This window comes from Microcoleus sp. T3_D1 (assembly GCF_036700405.1).
In the GTDB taxonomy this organism is placed as follows: Bacteria; Cyanobacteriota; Cyanobacteriia; order Cyanobacteriales; family Microcoleaceae; genus Microcoleus.
In genome coordinates, this window is sequence record NZ_JAUBOV010000200.1 from 1 (window position 1) to 1,430 (window position 1,430).

Here is a 1,430-nt window from a genome sequence, read left to right on the forward strand (position 1 = left end):
CAGGGTAAGCTCATCTAATTTGGTATAATATGAACTTGACAAAGTTAACAAAATAAGCATAAGAGACTGTGTAGACAGCACACTTGACTCCTAACACAGATCAGTGAGATGACAGTAATACTGTAGTTGAAAATCTCAAAAAATACCCTATATGTTTCAAGGCTTTGACAACAAAACTGCCGATACTCAGAAAAATTTTCCTCCTGAGAGAAAGCTAACAGAAGTGGCAGATATCGCTTGTATTCAAAAAAGTTTAGTTCAGCACTTCCAAGATATTAAAGATCCCAGAGTGGAGAGAACGAAGAAACATCAACTCACAGATATCTTAGTAATTGCGATTTTAGCAGTAATTGCTGGAGCGCAAGGATGGGAAGACATGGAAAATTATGGCATTAGCAAAAAACAGTGGTTAGAAAAGTTTTTGGCATTACCTCACGGTATTCCCTCTGATGACACTTTTCGTCGGGTATTTGAGTTTATTAACCCAGAAGAATTGAATCGTTGTTTTCTTCAATGGGTAGAAACCCTTGTCACCAAGATGGGAGGAGAAATAATCCCCATAGATGGGAAGACCATTAGGGGTTCGTATGACCGAAATCAAGGTAAATCGGCACTCCATATTATTAGTGCCTGGTCGAGTGAACAACGTTTAGTTTTGGGACAGATGAAAGTAGAAGATAAATCTAATGAAATTACTGCTATTCCTGCATTATTAGAATTACTGGATATCACCGGTTCCATTATCACTATTGATGCAATGGGGACACAAACAGAAATTGCCAAAAAGATTATCGACAAGAAAGGAGATTACGTTTTGGCGCTCAAGGCAAATCATCCCACTCTCTACAATCAGGTTCAAGAATGGTTTGAAACAGCTTCTTCTCAGCAATTTCAAGGCATTGATGTCAGTTATGAAAAACGCATCGAAAAAGGACACCATCGCCGAGAAATTCGTCAAGTCTGGTCGGTTCCGGTTTCTGCAATTAATCATCTTTATCAACCCCGATTATGGGCAGGACTTCAAAGCGTTGTCATGGTTGTACGAGTCCGTCATCTCTGGAACAAAACTACCCGTGAGGTGCAATTTTATTTGACTTCTTTACACAGTAATGCTCAACTTATTGGTCTGGCTATCCGAAAACATTGGGGTATTGAAAACCAGGCTCATTGGACTCTTGACTGTACATTCGCTGAGGATGCTTGTCGCATTCGCTCTTTCCACAGTCCTCGGAATTTTGCTCTTTTACGACGCATCGCTCTTAATGCCCTCAATCGAGAACTGACTTACAAACGCAGTCTCAGACAAAAAATGAAACGCACTGCTATGGATAACGATTATATGATTCAAGTTCTCTTTTCTTGTTTTCTTGACCCTACATTAGATTCTTCTGAGTCCTTGTGTCAAGCCTAATTGAGATGCTCTTACCCTG

General features: G+C 39.9%; 1 protein-coding gene. It reads left to right on the forward strand.

Annotated elements, in window-relative coordinates; all coding sequences use genetic code 11:
• Positions 1-151 precede the first annotated feature (151 nt).
• Positions 152-1,411 (forward strand): ISAs1 family transposase, encoded by a 1,260-nt coding sequence (locus QT992_RS33360; protein ID WP_333271927.1) that lies wholly within the window; start codon positions 152-154, stop codon positions 1,409-1,411.
• Positions 1,412-1,430: the final 19 nt, after the last annotated feature.

Excerpts from the sequence above, each read along its gene's own strand:
- QT992_RS33360 (WP_333271927.1), top strand. The coding sequence starts at position 152 with ATGTTTCAAGGCTTTGACAACAAAACTGCCGATACTCAGAAAAATTTT.